The sequence below is a fragment of the Celeribacter halophilus genome (assembly GCF_900114135.1).
In the GTDB taxonomy this organism is placed as follows: Bacteria; Pseudomonadota; Alphaproteobacteria; order Rhodobacterales; family Rhodobacteraceae; genus Celeribacter; species Celeribacter halophilus.
This window is the reverse complement of sequence record NZ_FORY01000010.1, coordinates 94,899-113,381: the sequence shown is the minus strand read 5'-3', so window position 1 is coordinate 113,381 and position 18,483 is coordinate 94,899. Positions and strand designations below refer to the sequence as shown.

15 protein-coding genes are annotated in these 18,483 nt (G+C 54.5%); 3 read left to right on the top strand and 12 right to left on the bottom strand.

Going from position 1 to position 18,483, the window contains the following annotated elements:
- Window positions 1-107: 107 nt before the first annotated feature.
- The 9 genes from araD to BM152_RS11905 all read right to left on the bottom strand — a co-directional run bounded on the left by araD (window position 108) and on the right by BM152_RS11905 (window position 10,374).
- On the bottom strand, window positions 108-1,859 hold the full coding sequence (gene araD, locus BM152_RS11945) for an L-arabinonate dehydratase (protein ID WP_066605465.1): 1,752 nt from the start codon (window positions 1,857-1,859) through the stop codon (window positions 108-110).
- A gap of 14 nt (window positions 1,860-1,873) precedes the next feature.
- Window positions 1,874-2,854, bottom strand: a complete 981-nt coding sequence (gene araD1 / locus BM152_RS11940) for an AraD1 family protein (RefSeq protein WP_066605467.1) — start codon at window positions 2,852-2,854, stop codon at window positions 1,874-1,876.
- 98 nt (window positions 2,855-2,952) lie between these two features.
- A complete protein-coding gene (locus BM152_RS11935) occupies window positions 2,953-3,759 on the bottom strand; it encodes an aldolase/citrate lyase family protein (RefSeq protein WP_066605469.1) in 807 nt (268 codons plus the stop codon).
- A gap of 225 nt (window positions 3,760-3,984) precedes the next feature.
- Window positions 3,985-4,995, bottom strand: a complete 1,011-nt coding sequence (locus BM152_RS11930; RefSeq protein WP_066605472.1) for a TRAP transporter substrate-binding protein — start codon at window positions 4,993-4,995, stop codon at window positions 3,985-3,987.
- 55 nt (window positions 4,996-5,050) lie between these two features.
- Entirely contained in the window at window positions 5,051-6,328 is a 1,278-nt protein-coding gene (locus tag BM152_RS11925) for a TRAP transporter large permease (protein WP_066605478.1), read from the bottom strand.
- On the bottom strand, window positions 6,325-6,876 hold the full coding sequence (locus tag BM152_RS11920) for a TRAP transporter small permease (RefSeq protein WP_066605481.1): 552 nt from the start codon (window positions 6,874-6,876) through the stop codon (window positions 6,325-6,327). Before BM152_RS11920 ends, BM152_RS11925 begins: the two co-directional genes overlap by 4 nt.
- A gap of 2 nt (window positions 6,877-6,878) precedes the next feature.
- A complete protein-coding gene (locus BM152_RS11915; RefSeq protein WP_231730550.1) occupies window positions 6,879-8,045 on the bottom strand; it encodes a fumarylacetoacetate hydrolase family protein in 1,167 nt (388 codons plus the stop codon).
- Between the two features lie 139 nt (window positions 8,046-8,184).
- The gene (locus tag BM152_RS11910) at window positions 8,185-8,901 is read right to left on the bottom strand and encodes a FadR/GntR family transcriptional regulator (RefSeq protein ID WP_066605488.1); all 717 of its coding nucleotides are present in this window, start codon (window positions 8,899-8,901) and stop codon (window positions 8,185-8,187) included.
- Between the two features lie 36 nt (window positions 8,902-8,937).
- On the bottom strand, window positions 8,938-10,374 hold the full coding sequence (locus BM152_RS11905; RefSeq protein ID WP_066605489.1) for an FAD-binding oxidoreductase: 1,437 nt from the start codon (window positions 10,372-10,374) through the stop codon (window positions 8,938-8,940).
- A gap of 126 nt (window positions 10,375-10,500) precedes the next feature.
- Between BM152_RS11905 and denD the strand changes: the two genes are divergently transcribed.
- From denD to BM152_RS11890, 3 genes are read left to right on the top strand one after another with little or no spacing between them, the layout of a single operon-like run.
- On the top strand, window positions 10,501-11,484 hold the full coding sequence (denD, locus tag BM152_RS11900) for a D-erythronate dehydrogenase (RefSeq protein ID WP_066605490.1): 984 nt from the start codon (window positions 10,501-10,503) through the stop codon (window positions 11,482-11,484).
- Window positions 11,481-12,386: an NAD(P)-dependent oxidoreductase gene (locus tag BM152_RS11895; protein WP_066605491.1), complete on the top strand. Its 906-nt coding sequence runs from the start codon at window positions 11,481-11,483 to the stop codon at window positions 12,384-12,386. The genes denD and BM152_RS11895 overlap by 4 nt, the downstream gene beginning before the upstream one ends.
- The gene (locus BM152_RS11890) at window positions 12,383-14,164 is read left to right on the top strand and encodes an IlvD/Edd family dehydratase (protein ID WP_066605493.1); all 1,782 of its coding nucleotides are present in this window, start codon (window positions 12,383-12,385) and stop codon (window positions 14,162-14,164) included. Before BM152_RS11895 ends, BM152_RS11890 begins: the two co-directional genes overlap by 4 nt.
- 77 nt (window positions 14,165-14,241) lie before the next feature.
- Here BM152_RS11890 and BM152_RS11885 read toward each other — a convergent pair whose 3' ends face one another.
- The 3 genes from BM152_RS11885 to BM152_RS11875 all read right to left on the bottom strand — a co-directional run bounded on the left by BM152_RS11885 (window position 14,242) and on the right by BM152_RS11875 (window position 18,480).
- Window positions 14,242-14,451 (bottom strand): hypothetical protein, encoded by a 210-nt coding sequence (locus tag BM152_RS11885; protein WP_066605496.1) that lies wholly within the window; start codon window positions 14,449-14,451, stop codon window positions 14,242-14,244.
- A gap of 253 nt (window positions 14,452-14,704) precedes the next feature.
- Window positions 14,705-16,372 (bottom strand): hydantoinase B/oxoprolinase family protein, encoded by a 1,668-nt coding sequence (locus BM152_RS11880; RefSeq protein ID WP_066605500.1) that lies wholly within the window; start codon window positions 16,370-16,372, stop codon window positions 14,705-14,707.
- Window positions 16,369-18,480 (bottom strand): hydantoinase/oxoprolinase family protein, encoded by a 2,112-nt coding sequence (locus tag BM152_RS11875; RefSeq protein ID WP_066605502.1) that lies wholly within the window; start codon window positions 18,478-18,480, stop codon window positions 16,369-16,371. Before BM152_RS11875 ends, BM152_RS11880 begins: the two co-directional genes overlap by 4 nt.
- Window positions 18,481-18,483 lie beyond the last annotated feature (3 nt).

The window sequence follows — 18,483 nt, the reverse complement described above, 5'->3', positions numbered from 1 at the left end:
TCCGAAACCTTCCGTCATAGCAGTTATTCAAAGCAGCAAACTCACTCACACTTCCAGCGCAGAAGTCCGCTGATGTTCGGGATTAAGATTCCGAGGAAGTGCCTCAGTCAGTGACTGTCCTTGCCAACGGCATTGCCCCTGCAGCCCTTCAAGAAATCAAGATCCGCTCCGGTATCCGCTCCACCTACATGATTTTGATGCAGATAGGCGTAGCCACTGGTCACAATCTCGTGGCGCGGTTTCCATGCCGCCAGACGTGCTTTTAGCTCGGCATCAGAAATATCAAGATGCAAGCGGCGATTAGGCACATCCAGTTCAATCATATCGCCGGATTGCACCACCCCCAGAGGACCGCCCGCTGCAGCTTCGGGCGCGGTATGCAATACCACTGTGCCATAGGCCGTGCCGGACATTCTCGCGTCTGAAATTCGCACCATATCAGTCACCCCCTTCCGCAACACTTTGGGCGGCAAACCCATATTGCCGACCTCTGCCATGCCAGGATAACCTTTAGGACCGCAGTTCTTCAGAACCATAATGCAGGTTTCATCGATATCTAGCGTCTCGTCATTAATGCGAGTCTTATAGTCGTCAATATCCTCGAATACGATGGCGCGACCACGGTGGGTCAAAAGATGCGCGCTGGCTGCGGAGGGTTTGAGAACAGCCCCATTGGGAGCCAAGTTCCCGCGCAGCACTGCAATTCCTCCTTGCTCGGTCAATGCATGGTCTACAGGACGGATCACATCCTCGTTCCAGTTGCGCACATCACGCACCTCATCCCAGATAGTCTGCCCCGAAACGGTCAAGGCATCCTTGTGTAACTGGCCACATTCCCCTAAATTTTTAATCACTACGGGCAGACCTCCGGCATAGAAGAACTCCTCCATCAAATATTCACCGGAGGGCATCAGGTTCACGATGGTCGCCACATCCCGTCCACAACGGTCCCAATCATCAAGCGTCAGATCAACACCTACCCGCCCCGCAATGGCCAGAAGATGCACCACCGCATTGGTCGAACCGCCAATGGCACCGTTCGTGCGGATCGCGTTCTCGAAAGCCTGCTTTGTCATAATATCCGAAGGTTTGAGATCATCCTTGACCATCTGCACGATCCGGCGCCCCGACATCTGGGCCATCACACGACGTCGGCTGTCGACCGCAGGGATTGCAGCATTTCCAGAGAGCGCCATACCGAGTGCCTCTGCCATTGAAGCCATCGTCGAAGCCGTACCCATCGTGTTGCAGGTGCCGGTTGAGCGCGACATGGACTGCTCCGCCTCCAGAAATTCCTCTTGTGTCATCTTCCCTGCCTTCACATCCTCGGAAAATTTCCAAAGATGCGTGCCGGATCCCACACGTTCGCCGCGAAAAGACCCGTTCAGCATCGGCCCACCTGTGACCACAATCGAAGGAACATCACAGCTTGCAGCCGCCATCAGCAACGATGGCGTGGTCTTATCGCAGCCCACCATCAAGACGCAGCCGTCAATCGGTTGACCGCGAATTGTTTCCTCAATCGATAAGGCGGCGAGGTTGCGAAACATCATCGCCGACGGACGAAAGGTATTCTCGGACGCAGAAAAAACCGGTACCTCTACAGGAAAACCACCTGCCTCCCAGATGCCCGCCTTCACCTTTTCGGCAAGGTCGCGCAAATGCCCGTTGCAGGGTGTCAGATCCGACCAGGTGTTCATGATTCCAATGATGGGACGTCCATCAAAGAGATCGTGCGGATAGCCTTGATTTTTGAGCCAGCCACGATGATAGATCGTGTCACGCGAATTGCCTCCGTACCATTCTTGTGACCGAAGCTTGCGCGGCCAAGGTGCGGGAGTGAAAGTACTTGCTGTCATGACCTGCCTCTCCTTCACAATGACTTCACGTCGATCAGACCCTGCTCTGGCGCCTGAGCCAACGGATTGCTCAGGGCCTGACCAAATTCAGGCGCCGAAATTTCAAACACATCACCCGGTTGTGTCTTGATGCCAGACCCGAAAGAAAGGGTTGCAGTGCCGAACATATGCACATGCAGATCGCCTGACCTCCTGAAAGGAGCGTATTTGAAATGATGGTGCTCCAGATTGGAAATTGTGTGGGACATATTGTCTTCACCCGACAAAAAGGGTTGATCAAAGAGAACCTTATCCCCACGCAATATGCGTGAACGCCCTTCGATATGGCGAGGCAAAGCACCCAGCCGCATTTCAGGTCCGAAAGCTGCCGGTCGCAGTTTGGAATGTGCCAGATAGAGGTAGTTGAGCTTCTCCGTCACATGATCGGAAAATTCATTCGCAAGGGCAAACCCCACGCGGCACGGCGTGCCATCGAGACCGATCAAATAGAAACCCGCTATTTCAGGCTCTTCCCCACCATCCAGAGCAAAATCCGGCGAGATCAGCGGGTCACCATGAGCCACTGCCTCACTGCCCGGCCCTTTGTAAAACCACTCTGGCTGTGCCCCGACGGTTCCTCGGTTGGGTTTTCCACCTTCCAATCCAAGCTGGAACATCTTCATTGAATCCGACACATGGCCTTCGGATTTCGCATGCATGGAATTGCGTGTCGAAGCCGATCCTGTATGAGTCAACCCTGTACCACATAGATACATACGTGCGGGCTCGGGATGGCGCATCGGCACATCAAGATGTCCCTGACTGGCGAGGAGAGCCAGATCGACAGTTTCTCCGCCTGATGGCAAAACCTGTGACAATGGTAGCGCACGCGCGATGGCCTCTTGTGCCAGATCATATGTCGTGGCTTGAGCAATCAGCCGCGCGTTTGAAACGTCGGTATTCTCGTCACGAATAACGACACCGCCAGATTTAAGCTGGCTCAGATAGACGGGCATTTCAAATACATCCTTGTAATTGACCTGATTTTTGATGGCCGTGCATGGCGACAAAACGGACCAGTAGGAAGTCGTCCAGACGGCTACCTGCTCTTCGTTCAGTAGACCTTCGTCTTGTCCGTCGCGCGAGCAGGAGCGGTTGCATGGAAGTCCTCCAACAACTTCGATGCTCCGAGCGCCAAAAGTCCAACGTCATGACCAATGGCAACAAAAGTTGCACCTAACTCAGCATAATGTTTAGACAACGCCAAATCGCCTATCAGAATACCTGCGGCTTTTCCGTGGCGAATGATGCGAGCGATCATGTCCTCGATCACATCCTGCACATGAGGGTGGGCGGGATTATCCAGGTGGCCGAGGCTGGCGGCCAGATCGGCTGGACCAATAAAGACACCGTCCACACCATCCACCGAGGCGATTTCGTCAAGGTTTTCCAGCCCTTTGGTCGTTTCAACCTGAACCAGAAGGCAGGTTTCTGCATCTGCTGTGAGCGTGTAATCGGATATCCGACCGAAATCGGAGGCACGTCCCACCACCGCTCCCACACCGCGAATACCATGCGGCGGGTAGCGCATTGCCCGTACCAATGCCTGCGCCTGCTCTGCGGTTTCGACCATCGGCACCAAAATAGTTTGCGCACCTGCATCAAGAATCTGTTTGATAATCCAAGCTTCTCCCACAGGCGGGCGGACAATAGCGTGAGATCGGCTCCCACGGAGAGCAGCGATTTGTCCTGATATGGTCACCAAGTCATTCGGACCATGTTCACCGTCAATCAACAGCCAGTCATAGCCCGCATTTGCACAAAGCTCCGTGCAATAAGGGCTGGCCAGATCCTGCCAAAGACCGATCTGCAAACGACGTTCGGCCAAGGCGGCCTTGAAAAGATTGTGAGGGGCGGGCATGTCCAAGCTCCTTGAATAAACAGGTTGAAAGGCAGCAGGCAGACCACCGTCGACCTACAGAATTTGTCCGTTGATAACGCGGGCAGGAAACGAAACCCGAAGCACCAACTCCGCCTGCAACCCTTCAGGGTGGTTCTAACGTTTCACCGGCACAGTCTCCCGTGCATAATCTAAACCGGACCCCGCCCTTGTCTGGCGGAGTCCTTAGAGACAATAAAGATGCGCTTAATTACTGCGCATCTCGGTCAGAGTACTCTGGACCATTTCGACAACATCAGCACCGATCTCGGTCTTGTGCTTGTCATAAACCGGCTGAGATTTTTCCAGCATCCGTTCAAGTTCTTCGGCGGAGACGACATTGAACTGAAGCCCCTCCTCCTCCATCTTGGCAAGAGATTCCTGATTCAGCGTTTGGATCACTTCGCGTTCCACATCACGACCCACCGCAGCACAATCACGCAAAGCAGCTTGTTCTTCAGGAGAGTAGGTGTCGAAGATCGCCTTCGAGAACAGGAATAGGAACGGAGTGTAACTATGCTTGGTTTCGCTGATGTAGCTCTGGACCTCATAGAATTTAGAGGTGTCGATCGTAACATAGGGGTTTTCCTGTGCATCGATCGCCTTAGTCTCCAGCGCCGAGAAAACTTCCCCGAATGACATGGGCGTCGCATTGGCCTCGAAGTTCGAGAATGTGTCGAGGAAAATGTTGTTCTGCATAACACGCATCTTCAGTCCCTCGAAATCCTCCCACTTGGTGATCGGACGTTTGGAGTTCGACACATTGCGGAAACCGTTCTCCCAATAGGCCAGATTGACCAAACCGACTTTTTCCAGCTTTTCGTTAATGAAATCTCCGAATTCGCCATCCATAACAGCATAGGCCTCTTCGTTCGAGCGGAAGAGAAACGGCAAGTCGAACACACCAAGCGCCGGCTCAATCCCGACGAGCGGCGAAGATGATGTCACCACCGCTTCCTGTACGCCCGAGCGCAGGGCTTGCGTAGCTTGAAGGTCGCCGCCAAGTGCGCCGCCCCAGAATCCTGTCATCTTCATCTTTCCGCCAGTCCGGTCATCAAGACAGGCCTGCATGGCATCCATTCCGTTATGAACCGGATGGTCTTCGGCCACCCCGTTAGAGACACGGAAGTTCCGGTCTTTGAAATCAGCAAGAGCAGGGTTTGCCACTGCGCAGACGACCGTGGCCATAAGGGCAGCTTTCAGTTTGGAATTTTTCATGAGATCCTCCCATCATCAAGTGAAAAAGTTTCATAGTTTGAAGGTGTAGCAAGGTTCAGTAGAACCAATTTGCTGGCACAATGACGATCTGCGGGAACAGAACCAAAGTCAGGATGACAAGGATCTGTGCCAACAGGAACGGCCAAACACCAACGATTACGCGGCCAAGGGGTAACCTCCCCACCCCACTGACCACGTTGAGCACCACACCGACCGGCGGCGTCAGTAGGCCGATGCAGCAATTCATGATAAACATGACCCCAAAATAGACGGGATCGATGCCAGCTTCCTTGATAATCGGCAACAAAACCGGCGTAAGGATCAAGATGGTCGGCGTGAGATCCAACGCTGTGCCGACGACAAGAACCAATGCCATAATGGCCAACATCAACAGGATTGGACGATCAATCAGGGGCTCGATATAGCCTGAAATCTCAGCCGGGATATTGGCGGCAGTAATCAGCCAGGCCGACACAAGCGCAGCACAGACAAGGAACATGACCGCCGCCGTTGTGCGCCCGGCATTCAATAGAACCTGTGACAAATCTCTCAATTTCAGTTCGCGATAAACACAAGTACCTACAAACAAAGCATAAAAGGCGGCGATGACAGCAGCTTCTGTCGGCGTTACAATTCCGAACTTGATCCCACCAAGGATAATCACCGGCATTCCCAATGCCCAGATCGCCCGACCACCAGTATGAACGCGTTCTTCCCAGTTCGCTTTAGGCAAGGTCGCCACATCGTCGTTGCGGGCGACGATGATCCATGTCGCGATCAGAACGACCCCCATCAGGACACCCGGCACGATCCCTGCCATGAACAGTTTGGAGATCGATATATTCCCTGCAACACCGAGGATAATAAAAGCCATTGATGGTGGAATTACAGGTGCAATCACGCCTCCCGCCGCAATCAGACCTGCAGAGCGTGGCAAATGATATCCCGCCTTCGCCATCATCGGCAGCAATATCGCCGCCAGTGCAGCACTATCCGCTGCTGCAGAACCCGAGATGCTGGCGAGGATTACTGCGGCAAAGATCGCCACAATCCCCAGACCGCCCCGGATATGACCTACACAGGCGATCGAAAAGTCAATAATGCGTTTTGAAAGGCCGCCCGCATTCATTAATTCCCCAGCCAGAATGAAGAAGGGAATAGCCAGAAGAGTAAAGGTATCCGCTCCGATCATCATGTTCTGTGCGATGATCTGAGTGTTGAACATACCCATGTAGCTCATGAGAGAAACGCCACAGAGAATCAGCGCAAAGGCGACCGGCACACCTGTCATCATCGCCCCGATCAGAGATACGATAAATACAACAAGAGTCATTGTGCCCCTCCTTCTCTGCCGGAGGCAGGCGTCTCGTCAAATTGATGACGTTCGCCGGCAAAGGCAGCAATTTCATCTTCGGTAATCCGCCCTGTAACCAACCGCAGGAAACGCGTCGCTGTAATCAGTGCAATCATCACCGCAGTGAACATCCCGGTTCCGTAGACCCATGCCATAGAAAGCCCCGAAACAGGCGCGGTCATGCTGGCGTTGATCGGAAGCTGCTTCCATGTGCCGAGAAACAGCACCCAAGAACAACCGAGGATCAGAAGGTCAGAAACACCCATCATCAGCATCCGCCCACGTCGTCCAAGTGCTGCGACAAAGGTTTCCATTCCCATATGCATATTGTGCCGATGGGCCACGACGGCACCGATAAAGGTCAGCCAGACAAAAAAGAATCTCGATAGTTCTTCCGAGACAGGAATGCCGGAGTTTAGGCCGTAGCGCAGAACCACATTCAGAAAAACCATCACGGCCATTCCCGCTAGAAGCAGGATCATCACCAGATCAAGAAGACGGTAGAAAAGATCAATTATACGGGCCATGATCACACCTTCTCCCCGAGACCTCGGGAGAACAGGTTGCGGAACAGGGCCACTGTGCCAAACGACCATTCCGGACAGGCATCGCTGTAATCTACACTGTTCACCAAACATCCCAGAGACGGAGCCGAGATCTCGACGCGGTCTCCCGTTTCATGCGTAAACCCTTGCCCAACACCGTGGCGGTCCTTAGTTGGCGCAAACATTGTGCCAAGGAACAATACAGCGCCGTCTGGGTACTGGTGAGAGCGGTTGCGCATTTGTCCGACAAGATCAGTAGGGCTGCGCGAGATTGCCTGCATCGGACTTTCGCCCGTCATTGTGAACCCGTCTTCACCTTCAACGGAAAGCGACACAACAACCTTATCAAGATCGTCGAACGCGAACGTATCATCAAAAAGGCGGATAAACGGCCCGAGAGCACAAGAGGCATTGTTGTCTTTTGCTTTTCCTAGAAGCAGCGCCGAACGCCCTTCTACATCACGCAGATTGACATCATTGCCGAGAGACGCGCCAACAATGCTTCCGTCCGCGCGCAAAACCAATACAACTTCAGGCTCCGGATTGTTCCAATGGGACATTGAGTGGATACCCACGCGCTCACCGCATCCTACTGCGGACATGGGTTGTGACTTTGTAAAAATCTCGGCATCCGGTCCGATACCGACCTCGAGATACTGAGACCACAGACCCATATCTTGTAGCAACGTCTTGACTTGCGCCGCCTTGGCGGAGCCCGCCTTGATATCACGTAGGTTCTCCCCGATGACAGGTGCTAGACGTCCACGGATTTCCTGCGCACGAGCAGCATCGCCTCTTGCCTGCTCTTCAATCACACGCTCCAACATACTTTCCGCAAACGTCACGCCCGCAGCCTTCAGGGCTTGTAAATCCACAGGCGCCAGAAGACGCCCTGAAGTCCCATCGAGGAACTCATCAAGTCCTCCCAGACAAGGTAGGTCGTCACGCTCCAATATACGAAAGAGATCGTCGCGCTCTAGAAGCCCTGACATGGTTGCGGCGATAGCCGTCAAATCGAAAACCAGAGCATTACGCAGCGTGACTACGCAAGGACCGCCCTGCTCCTCCGACCAGACACGACCGACGAGTGCAGCCTGATGATGATCAGCCGGCAAGATATGATCAGCCTTCAACTTATCCGCTAAAGCCAATTGAGACCCTCCCTTGAATTGGCAGAGCGCCTCCATACGCCCTGCAAGACACCTGTTGTCTGACAACATTACAATAGCATGAGTGTCTGAGGCGCAAGCCCTAATCTGGCAATGTATAGAAAAAACTTAAATTTATATTTTATGAATAAAATTCGATACTTAACCCAATCCTGAGGGCTGAACCAATCAAATGACGCCGCATTGCTGCACGCGCCATGACCGGATCCTTTGTGCGGATCGCGTCTCGAATAGCCGTGTGCTCCTCAACCGTGCGAGAAATCACATCCTCCAGTTGGCCCTCTGTGCGCGCGATCACAATCACATGGCTGATTCGATCCGATATCGCGCCGACGAACTGTGAAAAATAGTCATTTCCGGTAGATTCCGCGATAATACGGTGAAAATCGAGATCCGCTGCAACCCCGGAGTTTCCCCAATCCTCTGTGTTGCATATCCGCACAAGCGCAGCACTGAGCGCCGCCATGTGTTCCTCAGTGTGATGGACTGCCGCAAGAGCTGCAGCCTCCATCTCCAACGGAATCCGCAGTTGATAGAGTGATTGAAAATCATTTTTATCCATAGACTTAGCGTCATCCAACTGAATCTGACGATCTGGGCGCTTCATAACAAACGCCCCTACACCCTGCCGAGTTTCCACTAGTCCTTCACTTTTGAGTTGAGCTATGGCTTCACGCACAACGGTACGGCTGACCCCGAAACTTTTGGACAAAGCGTGTTCAGTCGGTAATTTCTCTCCGGCTTTGAGAGAGCCATCATAAATTCGCTTGGCAAACTCCGACGCAATTCGCGTCGGAAGATGAGCAACACGTTTGATTTGTCCAAATTCATTGTCCATTAAATTTCCCCTTGCCTGACAAGCAGACCACTCCCGTCACAGGTCGATCTGGCACCCTCTATTCATCGTCAACGCCGGATCAATCGCGCTACGGACAGACTCCAGCAATCGGCGGTGAACATCGGTAAGTCTTTGACTGAAATCGTCTTTTTTTAGACGCCCGATCCCGTGCTCTGCGCTTATTGAACCGTTATAGCGGTCCAAAACCTCATTGGCGATCTGTTTGGCGCAGTAGATCTGCTCATCCACATCTCCGCGGCTCCCTGGCAATACGTTCAAATGCACATTCCCATCGCCCACATGACCATAAGACACGCAGATTGCATCTGGCATTTCAGTCCCAATTTTTGCCTCTACCTCCGAAACGAACTCGGCCATCCGCGATAGGGGTACGGAAATATCGGTACGCAAATGCTTCCCACGCTTGGCCTGCCCTTCGTTCATACCCTCGCGGATCAGCCACAAATTACGCGCCTGCGCCTGCGACGTCGCGATCACCCCATCGAGGGCTAACCCTTCCTCAAAGGCAAACTCGACGAAGCGGACCATCAAGTCGTCTATATCGACCAATCCGGAACCGGAAAGCTCCATCAAGACATAAGCGGGATATTCTGCCTGCATTGGCAGAACGAGGTCCGGCATACCCTCTTTCGCTAATTCAAAGGCTATAGGCGGCATAAACTCAAAGGCCGACATCAGATCACAACATTGCCGCCGCGCTCGGCGATAGAGCGTAATTGCATCTTCCAGAGACCCAAGCGCTAGAAGAGCTGTTGCCACCTGCTCCGGCGCAGGCAAGAGCTTGACCGACACAGCAGTAATAATACCAAGAGTGCCTTCTGACCCAATGAAAAGTTGTTTAAGATCAATACCTCTATTGTCCTTTCGCAAACAATTCAGCCCCTCGAACAAACTGCCATCAGGAAGCACAACCTCCAGCCCAAGCAACAACTCGCGCGTCATTCCATAGCGCAAAACATTCACCCCACCCGCATTGGTGGCCACATTGCCTCCCAGACGGCAACTGCCCTGCGCACCCAATGCCAGCGGGAAATAAAGCCCCTCCTGCGCTACCTTCTCTTTCAAATCTTCTAACACGATCCCTGCCTCAACCACCGCTGAAAAGTTATCGGCATCAAGGCTGCGAATTTTTGTCATCCGCTCTAAAGACACAACCACCTGACGGTCGGGCGCATCGGGCACTGCGCCCAGCACCAATCCGGTATTGCCGCCCTGTGGGACAACTTGCAGGCCGAGATCAATCGCCGCACGTACGCAATCCTGCACCTCCGCCGTGCTGCGCGGGCGCAGTACGGCCACAGCATCGGACTGGATATCGCCGTGCCAGTCACGACAATAGACGGCAACATCAGTGCCGGTGACGACAATCTCACATCCCAGACGAGCCTCCAACGCCTGCACAAACTCTGCACGCGTCTCACTCTTATCTTCATGCCCTTTTATGGCGTCCATCGCCGTCCCTCCGCAAAACCAGGCCCTTTCAGGCAAATCTTCTCTTGTCTTTCCTATCATGTTGTCCGACAACATTACAAGTTGGGATCGGCGGGGAGATCGGTCCGATGATATGCGGAGGAACACATGCACATTCTAATAATTGGCGCTGCCGGAATGATCGGGCGCAAACTCACTCAACATCTACTGGAAACAGGCCGTCTGGCCGACAAGCCCATAAGTTCAATTGACCTGGTAGATGTCATCACCCCCGAGACACCTCAAAGCACCGGTGCGGTTATAACCTGCCGCCAGGCCGATCTGTCAGATCCCGCCACAGCACCAGCCCTGGTGGAAAGTCGACCTGATGTCATCTTCCACCTGGCCGCCATTGTGTCTGGCGAAGCGGAAGCGGATTTTGACAAAGGATACCGCATCAACCTTGACGGAACACGCGCTCTCTTTGACGCTATTCGAACGCAACATGACACTCGAAGCTATCGGCCACGGGTAGTGTTTGCCTCTTCCATTGCCGTGGTCGGCGCACCCTTGCCATATCCGATCCCTGATGACTTCCACACAACACCGCTTACGAGCTACGGCACACAAAAAGCGATCTGTGAACTCTTGCTGGCGGATTACACTCGGCGCGGAATCTTTGATGGGGTGGGCATCCGCCTCCCCACGATTTGCATTCGCCCAGGCAAGCCCAACAAGGCTGCATCAGGGTTCTTTTCTAATATTCTGCGCGAACCTCTGGTCGGGCAAGAAGCTATCCTGCCCGTTCCAGACACAATCCGTCATTGGCACGCCTCACCACGCTCGGCTGTCGGCTTCATGATCCATGCAGCAACGATGGACACCGATGCTATCGGCCCAAGGCGCAACCTCTCGATGCCCGGTGTTTCCGCTACTGTCGGAGAACAGATCGAGGCTCTTCGTCGTGTTGCCGGCGACAGTGCGGTCCGGCTAATCCGGCGCGAACCGGATCCCACTATCATCGCTATGTGCGAGGGCTGGGCACCCGGATTTGAAGCCACACGCGCCAAATCGCTCGGCTTCCACGCCGAAAGCAATTTCGAAGAGATCATCCGAGCTCACATTGAGGATGAATTGGAGGGTGTGCAATGACCCCTCATATCGTTTTTCTAGGGACCGGACTCATGGGAGCTCCAATGGCTCGTCGTCTAATCACGGCCGGTCATCGTGTTACAGTCTGGAACCGCGACACCTCCAAGGCACAAGCACTCCAGGCCGACGGCGCCACTGTCGCCACCTCACCAGCACAGGCAGTCGCCAATGCCGATATTGTCTTTACCATGCTCACGGACGGAGCAGCCGTCGAGAATGTGCTCTTTACCCAAGGCACTGCAGAAGCGCTAAAAAACGGAGCCGTAGTGGTAGATTGCTCGTCTATCGCCCCTGATGTTGCACGCGACCATGCATGCCGGTTGGACAATTTCAACGTGCGGCATGTGGACTGCCCCGTTTCCGGCGGAGTGGTGGGCGCAACCGAAGGCACACTTGCACTTATGGCAGGAGGCACGCCGGAAACCATTGCACAAATCGCGCCTGTAATGGATTCTCTGGGTCGACTGACGCATGTGGGCCCATCTGGAGCGGGCCAGGTGTGTAAACTGGCCAATCAACAAATCGTTGCAATCACCATCGGCGCATTGGCCGAAGCCATGATGCTAGTCGAAGCCGGCGGCGCGGATCGGGGCAAATTTCGTGATGCGATCCGCGGCGGGTTTGCCGAAAGCCGGATTCTGGAGTTGCACGGAGCACGGATGGTTCAACGCAACTTTGTCCCCGGAGGCCCCTCGCGTTTACAGCTAAAAGACCTGGATGCAGTGATGGACCTAGCGCAGGCACAGGGCTTGACACTACCTTTGTCGCAAGATGTTCGCGATGCTTTTTCTGATTTTGTGGCCGGGGGACATGGTGAAACCGATCACAGCGGCTTGTTGCTGCATATTGAACAGCTAAACTCACCCCAAGCAGGCACAGCCACCACCGAGGACAGAGCATGACCGACACCACACCCAAACGCCGCCTGCGCTCGCAGGACTGGTTCGACAATCCCGACCACGCCGATATGACCGCTCTCTATCTGGAACGGTTCATGAATTACGGCACCACCCCCGAAGAATTGCGCGCAGGACGGCCCATCATCGGCATCGCGCAATCGGGAAGCGATTTAAACCCCTGTAATCGTCACCATCTGGACCTTGCCAAACGGGTGCGGGATGGCATCCGCGATGCAGGCGGAATTCCCATCGAATTTCCGACCCATACGCTGTTTGAAAATTGCAAACGCCCAACTGCAGCGCTTGATCGCAATCTGGCCTATCTGGGGCTCGTCGAATTGCTATATGGTTATCCTTTCGACGGCGTCGTCTTGACCACAGGTTGTGACAAAACAACTCCATCGGCGTTGATGGCAGCCGCCACGGTCGACCTGCCTGCGATTGTTTTGTCAGGCGGGCCGATGCTCGACGGGTGGCACGAAGGTGATTTGGTGGGATCCGGCACTGTAATCTGGAGGTCGCGCAGGAAATACGCTGCGGGCGAAATCACGCGTGACGAATTCTTGGAGACCGCCCTTGATAGCGCCCCTTCAGTCGGGCATTGCAACACGATGGGTACGGCCTCCACGATGAACGCGATTGCAGAGGCACTTGGCATGTCGCTGACCGGATGCGCCGCCATCCCCGCAGCATATCGCGAACGCGGGCAAATGGCTTATCGGACCGGAAAACGAGCTGTGGAACTGGTGCTTGAAGACCTCCGTCCCTCCGATATTATGACACGCGACGCCTTCCTAAATGCGATCCGCGTCAACGCAGCGATTGGCGGCTCGACCAATGCACAGCCACATATCATGGCAATGGCCAAGCATGCAGGCGTGGATCTCACACCCGAGGATTGGCAAGCCCATGGCTATGACATTCCGCTTTTGGCCAACGTGCAGCCTGCGGGGAAATATCTGGGGGAAAGGTTCCACAGAGCCGGCGGTGTTCCGGCGATTATGTGGGAACTTCTGCAAGCAGGAAAGCTTGATGGCAGCTGCGCTACTGTCAGCGGAGCTACAATGGCCGAAAACCTCGACGGGCGCGAAAGCCCCGACCGCGAGGTCATTCGCACCTACTCCGATCCGATGATGGAACGCGCGGGTTTCTTTGTGCTGTCCGGAAACCTCTTTGACTTCGCAATCATGAAAACCAGTGTGATCTCGGACGAATTCCGCACCCGGTATCTGTCCACGCCCGGATCCGAAGGCATCTTCGAGGGCACCGCCTTTGTCTTTGACGGTTCCGAGGACTATCACACACGGATCAACGATCCTGCACTGGAGATCGACGAGAACTCTATTCTGGTGATCCGAGGCGCGGGGCCTCTTGGCTGGCCGGGCTCTGCAGAAGTGGTCAATATGCAACCACCAGACCGATTGCTCAAACGCGGAATCACCTCGCTGCCAACCATCGGAGATGGACGGCAGTCCGGCACTGCAGACAGCCCTTCGATCCTGAACGCGTCCCCCGAAAGCGCGGCGGGCGGCGGGTTGGCATGGCTACGGACAGGAGACCGTATCCGCATCAACCTTGAGCAAGGACGCTGTGATATGCTGGTGGATGCGGAGGAAATCGCACGGAGAAAATCCGAAGGGCTCCCCGAAATCCCTCCCTCGGCTACGCCATGGCAAAAGATTTACCGCGAGACCGTAACCCAGATGCAAGATGGTGCCACCATTCGCGGGGCAGAAGAATTCAGACAACTCTCACGCAAATTACCACGTCACAACCACTAGACACGTTTGTCAGTCCTTGCCCTGCGAAGCTTCCAAAACTCACGGGCGAGAATGGCGATCAACGGATTGGGCGCCAATCAGAAAGTGGGCTTTATGCTCAAAGATACTGATGGCATCCCAATCCCGACCGCCGCCTTGTTTTGATCAAAGGGCATCGGCTTTTCTCTTGCCGCAGCACTGTCGGAATCACAGATTCTCAAGGCCGCCATTTCACCTGTCTCGGCTAGGCCGTGTTCCTCCGTGCCCACAATCTTGAACATCCTGTGAGCTACCGTGAAAACTGCCATGAACGAGACCTTATTCGCTAGTGCTTCAAATACAATGGTCGAGTGCTTTTGCCGAGAGTTTTGGCATACGGGGGCTCCGCCACGACAACCGTTAGAGAAGTGAACCTCGCATGGAGGGCTGCGATATGCGGAGACACAAATTTCGATTTAAGGACAAATGACAACGACTGTAAAATAGTCGAATCTATAGGTCACCGGTAAAGCCGATACGTTTCATTGTGATCAATCCCACTGACCAGTTTCAGTTCGCCGGTCAAACCGGCAAACCATAGTCGCGCATGGCTGTTGCCGCAGAAATCAAACCAGCCTCAACATCAGCCGCCACCTCCGCTAGAGACCTTTCAGAGGCAGGTCCAAATCCACCGCCGGAGGGTGAAATGTGACGGAAAACATCGCCCTTCTTTAAGGCATAAGGCTCTGTCACGAGAACCGGCAACTGGGTTTCTTTGCCATCTTGTATCAGAAGGTTGACCGGACCTGTTCCCTCGGATCCGCCCTCCAGACCATGCGGCAGAAAATCACGTTTATCGGATCGCAGAGACATCAGCCCCTCTTCCTCACCAAGGTACTCGTATTCCCGAATGAAGGCATTCCCACCGCGATAGCGTCCACTTCCTCCCGTATCGGGCATAATCCCGTAGCGTTTGACACGTAATGGATAAGATGCCTCGATCATCTCGATGGGAACATTGGCCTGATTGGCCCCCATATGCGGCACACCAACCTGCCCGTCATGCGCAGAACTTGCGCCCCAGGTTCCCATAACGGTTTCTGTAAAGACAAAGGCCTGACCGTCGTGCCAGCCGGCAAAGGTCGGCACGGTTGACCCGCCCATACCATCAGCCGTGACCCTGTCCGGCACGACCTGAGCCAATGCGCCGAACATACCGTCGATGACTCTGTAGCCCGTAATCCCCCGCGCACCGCAGGGAGCTGGATGAACAGAATTGACAACTGTTCCCTTGGGCGCTGTGACGGTTACAACACGCTCAAACCCGTGGCAGTTCGGAATGTCCGAAAGCATAATCGACCGCAGGGCTGTATAGACCGATGCCTTTGTGAACGGCAGCGGCGTATTGACACCTCCCTTAACCTGCGGCGAAGAGCCGGCAAAATCGACAGAGATTGTATCGTCGTGAATGGTGAGCGCGATTTGAATTACAATCGGTTCAGGTGTCTCTCCCAGTCCGTCAATATGATCTGTGAAATGGTATTCCCCATTTGGCAGATCACGGATTTCGGCGCGCCCAAGGCGCTCAGCGTAATCATGCAACTCTTCTGCGCAGGCGAGCACTTCATCAATACCATAGCGGGCAACAAGTTCGCCAAAGGACTTCCGGCCAGCCTTGCTCGCCGCCATTTGCGCCCGAAGATCACCTTGCACCATCTCCGGCACACGCACATTCAGCGCGAGGATCTCCCAGATCGCAGTATTCATTTCACCTTGATTGTAGAGCTTCAAGAACGGGAGCCGGAGACCTTCCTGATAGATTTCCACCGCACCCAAAGCATTCGATCCGGGCACAATACCGCCAACGTCGGCGTGGTGTGCGAGAGTCGTGGTCCACGCCACAAGACGGCCCTCAAAGAAGATCGGCTCTACAATATAGATATCGGGCAAATGCTGTCCAGCGGCGGCGTAAGGGTCATTTCCGATAAAAACGTCTCCCGGATGGATATCACCCTCGTAACGCGTCATCAGATGCTGCATCGCGTCATAGAAACTGCCCAAATGCATCGGGGTCGTTACCCCCTGCGCAAGTGTCTGGCCTTGCGCATCACAGATTGCTGTGGAGTAGTCCATACTGTCCCGAACGATCGGAGAATATGCAGCACGCATCAACATGAGCGCCATCTCATCTGCGATTGCGTCAAAAGCATTCTTCATGACTTCGAGGCGAATTGGATCGATCTTGCTCATTCTGCGGCCTCCAGAGTTTTCGTCGTTGCCGACACTGGCAAAGTGACGATGATATTGCCCTTTGCATCAATTTGGGCGGAACAGTCGGGCGGAACGATTGTCGTCCCTTCGTATTCCTCGATGATCGCAGGACCGGAGCGCGGGCCGGACAACAATGCGGCACGATCAATAACAGCCGTCTCTACGCGACCCCAATCCGGCCCGAAATAGACGCTGCGGATACGTTCTGGTGCAGGTTTTCGGCTGCGGTATTCGGGAAGGCTACCGGCCCCTTTGCGGACACGCGCGGTTGCACGTAGGCTGACAATCTCGACGGCCGTCCCGGCCAGACGATACCCATACGTCTTTTCATGCGCCTCATCAAAAGCCACGCGCGTCTGAAGAGCATTTTGCTCGGTAAGGGACAAACCCTGCTCAAAGGGAAGGGTGAGTTCGAAGGCTTGCCCGCGATAACGGAAATCTGCCTCGTAAATCAGTTCGACCTCATTGAGCGAACGGGCCAGTTCATTGGAAACGCGGGTCGCCAAGTCGGCGAAACCTTTAGATACAACGGCAGGGTCCACGTTATCAATCTGTTTCAGCAAGGCCATAGAGGCCGAGGTTTCGATATCAGCATAGAGCAAGCCCAACGCAGAAAGCACACCAGCCCCCGGCGGAACAATCACCGTAGACACTCCAAGAGAGCGGGCCAAAGAAACCGAATGGATGCCCCCGTTGCCACCAAAGGCGATCATTGAAAAATCGCGCGGATCCCGACCGCGAAAGGTCGTCACGGATTTTACAGCACGCGTCATAACCGTCGAAACAAGCTCGTGAACCCCGAAAGCCGCCCGATCAAGCTCGATCCCCATGGGATCAGCCACAACACGGGTGAGGGCTTCGCGGCTCAATTCCGGGTTCACGGGAACGGCCCCTCCCGCCAATGCCTCGGGATTTAGAAAGCCGAGCACCATGTTTGCATCAGTCACAGTCGGTTCGGTTCCACCAATTCCGTAGCACGCCGGACCGGGTCGTGCTCCGGCGCTTTGCGGGCCAACTTTCAACGCACCTGCGCGGTCGCGCCATACAATAGAACCACCGCCCGCGCCGACTTCGGAAATGTCGATTACCGGCAGTTTCAGCGCATACCCGCCCCCTTTGGCCAGTTTGGACGACAGGGAAATCCCGCCCCCTACTTCATAATCATCAGCGCGCATAAGCTGCCCGCCTTCGATCAAAGAAGCTTTCGCAGTCGTGCCGCCCATATCAAAGGCAATCGCATCGGTAAAACCTGCCTCCAGCATGACCGCACGCGCACCAATCACACCGGCTGCGGGGCCACATTCGACAATCTGTGCAGGCTTTGCGATGACCGTGCGGCTATCCACAATCCCGCCCGCCGAATGCATCATAAAGAATTTTGACGGCAGCCCCGCTGCCGCGAGGCGGTCACGCAGAGACTCCAGATAGTTTTTTACCGGCGGGCCGACAAATGAATTGATAACCGAGGTCGAGGTCCGCTCGTATTCACGAATTTCGGGCAAAACATCCACCGACAACGAGATGAAAACATCCGGAAGATGTTCCTTGAGCAGTTCTCCGATGCGGAGCTCGTGTTCCGAATTTGCGTAGGAATGCAAAAGGCAAACGGCCACAGCTTCGACATTCGCGGCTTTGATTTTTTCGATAGCCTTTAGAACAGAGGCCTCATCAAGCGGGGTCAGCACATTGCCTTTGTGATCAAGCCGTTCTTCCACTTCGAACCGCCATTTCCGGGGACTGAGCGCTGGTGGTTTTTCATAGAGCGGATCATAAAGACGAGGCACGCGTATGCGGCGCATTTCGAGCACGTCCCGAAATCCTTCCGTTGTAATAAGCGCTGTTCGTGCGCCTTTGCCCTCAAGAATGGCATTGGTGGCCACAGTACAAGCGTGCATGACTTCACCAATTTCATCAGGTTTTAGTCCCTCGACCTCTACAAGTTCCAGAATACCCTCGGCGACTCCGCGTGCATAATCTTCGGGAGTGGACGAGACCTTTCGCGTGGCAATTGTTCGATCCGCACGGATCAGCGCGACATCGGTGAAGGTGCCGCCAATGTCGGCAGCGATACGTAGTTTGTCGGTCATTGG

What these genes read in the sequence shown, in the direction of transcription:
- araD (WP_066605465.1), bottom strand. Translation starts at nt 1,859, where the DNA reads ATGACAGCAAGTACTTTCACTCCCGCACCTTGGCCGCGCAAGCTTCGG.
- araD1 (WP_066605467.1), bottom strand. Translation starts at nt 2,854, where the DNA reads ATGCCCGTCTATCTGAGCCAGCTTAAATCTGGCGGTGTCGTTATTCGT.
- BM152_RS11935 (WP_066605469.1), bottom strand. Translation starts at nt 3,759, where the DNA reads ATGCCCGCCCCTCACAATCTTTTCAAGGCCGCCTTGGCCGAACGTCGT.
- BM152_RS11930 (WP_066605472.1), bottom strand. Translation starts at nt 4,995, where the DNA reads ATGAAAAATTCCAAACTGAAAGCTGCCCTTATGGCCACGGTCGTCTGC.
- BM152_RS11925 (WP_066605478.1), bottom strand. Translation starts at nt 6,328, where the DNA reads ATGACTCTTGTTGTATTTATCGTATCTCTGATCGGGGCGATGATGACA.
- BM152_RS11920 (WP_066605481.1), bottom strand. Translation starts at nt 6,876, where the DNA reads ATGGCCCGTATAATTGATCTTTTCTACCGTCTTCTTGATCTGGTGATG.
- BM152_RS11910 (WP_066605488.1), bottom strand. Translation starts at nt 8,901, where the DNA reads ATGGACAATGAATTTGGACAAATCAAACGTGTTGCTCATCTTCCGACG.
- BM152_RS11905 (WP_066605489.1), bottom strand. Translation starts at nt 10,374, where the DNA reads ATGGACGCCATAAAAGGGCATGAAGATAAGAGTGAGACGCGTGCAGAG.
- denD (WP_066605490.1), top strand. Translation starts at nt 10,501, where the DNA reads ATGCACATTCTAATAATTGGCGCTGCCGGAATGATCGGGCGCAAACTC.
- BM152_RS11895 (WP_066605491.1), top strand. Translation starts at nt 11,481, where the DNA reads ATGACCCCTCATATCGTTTTTCTAGGGACCGGACTCATGGGAGCTCCA.
- BM152_RS11890 (WP_066605493.1), top strand. Translation starts at nt 12,383, where the DNA reads ATGACCGACACCACACCCAAACGCCGCCTGCGCTCGCAGGACTGGTTC.
- BM152_RS11885 (WP_066605496.1), bottom strand. Translation starts at nt 14,451, where the DNA reads ATGGCAGTTTTCACGGTAGCTCACAGGATGTTCAAGATTGTGGGCACG.
- BM152_RS11880 (WP_066605500.1), bottom strand. Translation starts at nt 16,372, where the DNA reads ATGAGCAAGATCGATCCAATTCGCCTCGAAGTCATGAAGAATGCTTTT.
- BM152_RS11875 (WP_066605502.1), bottom strand. Translation starts at nt 18,480, where the DNA reads ATGACCGACAAACTACGTATCGCTGCCGACATTGGCGGCACCTTCACC.